We start from the raw sequence: 4,608 nt of genomic DNA, 5'->3' as shown, positions 1-4,608 counted from the left end.
CTTAGAAGATGAAGAATTCACATTTCACATTATAGATGGCGGTATTGATGATGATAATAAAAATAAGATATTAAAATTAAAAGAAATAAAAGATTTCAACATAAAATATTATATACCAGATATAAAAAAGTATGAAGATTGGTTTAATAAATCTAATAGTAAAGGTCATTTTTCTCCTGCTACATTTTATAGAATTTCTATACCAAGTTTAATTAATGATGTAGAAAAAATATTATATTTAGATTGTGATATTATACTAACATCAAGCTTAAAAGAATTATTTCAAACAAACTTAGAAAATTATTATATAGCTGCTGTTGAAGAAGTACATAAACCAAAAAGTATATTTTGTGCTGGTGTTATGTTAATAAACAATAAATTATGGATAAGAGATAACATAGAAAAAAATTGTGCTGATTATTATGAAAAAAATTATCAAACTTGCTATAACGATCAGGGAATACTAAATAATGTTTTACCCAAAAATAAAATAAAGTATCTAGAAAAAAAATGGTCATATTTTGCTGATAAAAGCTACCATGAATTTGATCCTGAAGATTTAAAAAATGTTGCTATAATACATTATATAGGTTCAAATAAACCACTTAATCCTCCTGCTAGAAACAGTATATTAAAATATGAATTTTGGAAATATTTTAGATATACTCCTTGGTTTAAAGAAAATATGGATAAATATTTTGATAACTTATTATCAATAGCTATTGATGATAGACAATTTTTTACAAATAAATATAAGCCACTAAAAGAAGTTTTCAATAAAATAGCATGGTGGTTACCTTCAAAAAAATTAAGAGATAGATTTAGGGATAATTTTTAGTTATATACAATTTTATAATAATATAGGATTATAAAAATGAAAAATAAAGTTTGTGTTATAACAGGTGCTTCTAATGGCATAGGAAGAGAAATAGCATTACATTTTGCTAAAAATAATTGCGATATAGCTTTTATTGATAAAGACAAAGAAAATGGATTAAAAGTAGTAGAAGAAATAAAAAAACTAAAAAGAGAATGCCTATTTATTGATGACAATATAGACAATGAAAAATCTGTTAATAATTTTACAAATGAAATAATAAAAAAATTTTGTAATATTGACTATTTAATAAATAATGCATGCTATTCAAATAATGGCCTATTAAGTAATTGCAGTTATGATGATTTTTTAGAAATTTTTAAAGTATCAGTTGCATCCGCTTATCAAATAACAAAAAACTTAATAAACAATTTTAATAAAAATGCATGCATCATAAACATAGCTTCCACAAGAGCTTTTATGTCACAAAAAGACAGTGAAAGCTACAGTGCTTCAAAGGGTGCTATTATAGCTCTTACTCATTCTATGGCTATTAGCTTATCTCATAAAGTAAGAGTAAACTCAATCAGCCCAGGTTGGATAAATACTTCTAATGATTCTAACTTTAGCAAAGAAGATATACTTCAGCATCCATCTGCTAAAATAGGCAATGTATCAGACATAGCAACTACTGCTTGGTTTATCTGTAATAACAATTTTATCAATGCTCAAAATATCACAGTAGACGGCGGTATGACAAAGCTAATGATATATCATAACGATGAAAACTGGACTTTAAATATATAATAACTTAAAAAATTTATTTACACTCCCCACCCTCTTGGCTTTCTATATTCACTGTTATTTTTAAATTGTTTTTTCTTTTTGTTTAACACTATAATTTTAGCCCCCACCCTAGCTTTTTTAAAATTAAAAACCTACTTCACCGCACGTTAAGCTAAATAAAAAATATAAATTTATGTTGCAATTACAATTTAAATTATATTTTTAAATCTCTTTACCGTGCGGGTAATTTTTTTACAATTATAATAAAAATCTGGGCGGGTATGCTTTTCTTAATTTAGCATTCTAAAAAATTAAAATTATAATTTTTTATAAAAACAAAAAACTTAATAGGGCGGGATTTAAAATAATTCTATAAATATTTATAATTTAAAGTTATAAAAATATTGAAAAATATATAAATATTATGTATTATATATAAAAAAATTCATAAGGAATAAAAATCTATGAAAAGAATAATTGTAACAGGCGGAGCTGGTTTTTTAGGTTCTCATCTATGTGAAAGATTATTAAAAGAAGGTAATTACGTAATATCAATAGATAATTTCTTTACAGGTTCAAAAGAAAATATCAAACATTTATTAGATAATAAAAACTTTGAAAGTATTAGACATGATATAACAGAGCCAATACATATAGAATGCGATGAAATATATAATTTTGCATGCCCTGCTTCTCCAATACATTATCAAAGAAATCCTGTGCATACTTTTAAGACTAATATTTTTGGTATACTTAATATGCTTGAATTGGCAAGAAATTGCAATGCCAGAATACTCCAAGCTTCTACTAGCGAAGTTTATGGAGATCCTCTAGAACATCCGCAAAAAGAAAGCTATTGGGGACATGTAAATCCAGATGGCATAAGAAGCTGCTATGATGAAGGTAAAAGAGGTGCTGAAACTTTAATGATGGATTATCATAGACAATACAATACTGATATAAAAATCATAAGAATATTTAATACATATGGACCTAGAATGAATGAGAATGATGGAAGAGTTGTTTCAAACTTTATTATACAGGCTTTACAAAATTTAGATATTACAGTTTATGGAGATGGAAGTCAAACTAGAAGTTTTTGCTATTGTGATGATTTAATTGATGGTAGTGTAAGAATGATGAATAGTGAAAACTTTATTGGTCCTGTGAATTTAGGAAATCCTTCGGAAATGACTGTTTTAGAATTTGCTAAAAAAATAGTAGAAATGACTAATTCAAAATCAAAAATAATTTTTAAAGAGCTTCCTAAAGATGACCCTATAAAAAGGCAGCCTAATATTAGTTTGGCTAAAGAAAAACTTAATTGGCAGCCTAATTATAAGTTGGAAGAAGGTTTGAAAAAAACAATAGAATATTTTGATAATTATTTAAGAAACAAATAATTATATATATATCCTTGAATTTTATTATAAAAATGTTAAAATAATAAAAAAATGTTTTGGATAAACTACTATGGATTTAAATATAGAAGACTTAAAATGTCAAACATCTATAAATTATGATAAAATGCTTTGCAATTGCAAAAATGTATCATATAGACAAGCATATTCCGCAATAGCAGCAGATAAACTCACCACTGTAGAAAGTGTATCTGAAAAGACTCAAGCATGTACTGGCTGTGGAGGATGCAAAGAAAAAATAGAGCATTTACTAGAATATGCTAAAAAAAATGAATATGCTCCATTAAACTTTTAAGCCTTATATTTTTTATCTGCTTCTTCTATTAATCTGTAAAATTTTTCTTTAATTAGAGAAGTTCTTTTTCTCTGCCACATTAAATATATGGCTATACTATAACATATTAAAGAAATTATCATCATGAATAAAAAAGCTATAAAATATGAGAAATTTGAAGCTAAATATCCAACTATAAAAGGTATCACCAAAGCAGCAACACCAGTCAAAGCCTCATTCACAGCCACATTAGCACTATCTCTTTCCTGGTCAGCCAAAGCATAATAAAGCCCAAAGAAATATCCAAATCCACTTACAAAACCTAAAAATACAAATGATACAAAAAATACCCAAAAATTATTAGAAATTAAAAGCAAAGTTAAAGCAATAGGAGTAAGCAAACCAACAACAGTAAACACTCTTTTCTTTTCTAATATTCTAAAATAGAAAGATGAAAAAAGTGCTCCCAAAGACATAACACCCGATAATACACCAACTAAAAATGTAGCACTGCTTTTTGAAAGTCCAACTTCTTTTATTCCATAATCCAAAAACATAAATCTTAATGTATGAAGTACTAAAGCACCTACAAATATTATAAGCCAGCCTATATAAACCTTATATCTTGGAGCTCTCATAAAAGGTTCTTCCCATTTATGTCTTTTAGGTTTGAAATGCAAATGTCTTGATAAATAAAATAATATGAACATCAAAACACTCATAGCTATTACAATAAAAAATCCAATATCAGAACTAAAATTATAAACAAAACCTGTAACTATAGGTCCAACAGATAATCCTAAAGTCCAAGAAAATATAAAAAGTCCACTGCTTATTCTCACAGGTAAATCTTTTGATACACTGTCAAGCAATGATTGAAAACATACAAAAAATATAGTAGTGTTTGAACCATATAAAAATGAATATAAAAGAGATAATTGGTTGTTTAAATATATTATACAAAGTATACTTAATACTACCTGAATACAAGATTGAATATATAATAATTTAGGATATATTCTCTTTGGTATTTTAAACTTAGAAAAAGTGCTTGCAGAAACCATCATACCCATACCATAAAATACAGCCAAAAGCGAAATAAAAAAAGCACTAGCTCCTGTTTCTGATGAGTTAATAACTAAAACTGTTGAAAATATACTGGAACATAAATAAACCAAAAAAGGCATTGAATAAACCAATAATATCATTTTATTTTTACCTCAACAAAATAATATATAAATTATTTTTAAAAAAGATATAGAAAATTAATATTTTTATTTCATAATATAAAAAAATTATTAATATAAAAA

General features: G+C 25.8%; 5 protein-coding genes. 4 read left to right on the top strand and 1 reads right to left on the bottom strand.

Features of this window, described 5'->3' with window-relative positions; all coding sequences use genetic code 11:
- From E6A48_RS08475 to E6A48_RS08460, 4 genes are all read left to right on the top strand, one after another.
- Positions 1-838 (top strand): glycosyltransferase family 8 protein (locus E6A48_RS08475; RefSeq protein WP_219709693.1); only part of this gene is annotated, 838 nt, incomplete at its 5' end.
- Positions 839-874: 36 nt separating this feature from the next.
- Positions 875-1,624, top strand: coding sequence for an SDR family oxidoreductase (locus E6A48_RS08470; RefSeq protein ID WP_219709691.1), 750 nt, complete (start codon positions 875-877; stop codon positions 1,622-1,624).
- A gap of 443 nt (positions 1,625-2,067) precedes the next feature.
- Positions 2,068-3,006 carry a UDP-glucuronic acid decarboxylase family protein gene (locus E6A48_RS08465; RefSeq protein ID WP_219709689.1) on the top strand — a complete coding sequence of 313 codons (939 nt, stop codon included), beginning with the start codon at positions 2,068-2,070 and terminating at the stop codon, positions 3,004-3,006.
- Positions 3,007-3,076: 70 nt separating this feature from the next.
- Positions 3,077-3,319 carry a (2Fe-2S)-binding protein gene (locus E6A48_RS08460; protein ID WP_219709687.1) on the top strand — a complete coding sequence of 81 codons (243 nt, stop codon included), beginning with the start codon at positions 3,077-3,079 and terminating at the stop codon, positions 3,317-3,319.
- Here the strand turns inward: E6A48_RS08460 and E6A48_RS08455 are convergent.
- Positions 3,316-4,506, bottom strand: a complete 1,191-nt coding sequence (locus E6A48_RS08455; protein WP_219709683.1) for an MFS transporter — start codon at positions 4,504-4,506, stop codon at positions 3,316-3,318. The genes E6A48_RS08460 and E6A48_RS08455 overlap by 4 nt on opposite strands.
- Positions 4,507-4,608: the final 102 nt, after the last annotated feature.

It is taken from the genome of Brachyspira pilosicoli (genome assembly GCF_019402445.1).
Taxonomy (GTDB): domain Bacteria; phylum Spirochaetota; class Brachyspiria; order Brachyspirales; family Brachyspiraceae; genus Brachyspira; species Brachyspira pilosicoli_B.
This window is presented reverse-complemented; position numbering and strand designations above follow the sequence as displayed.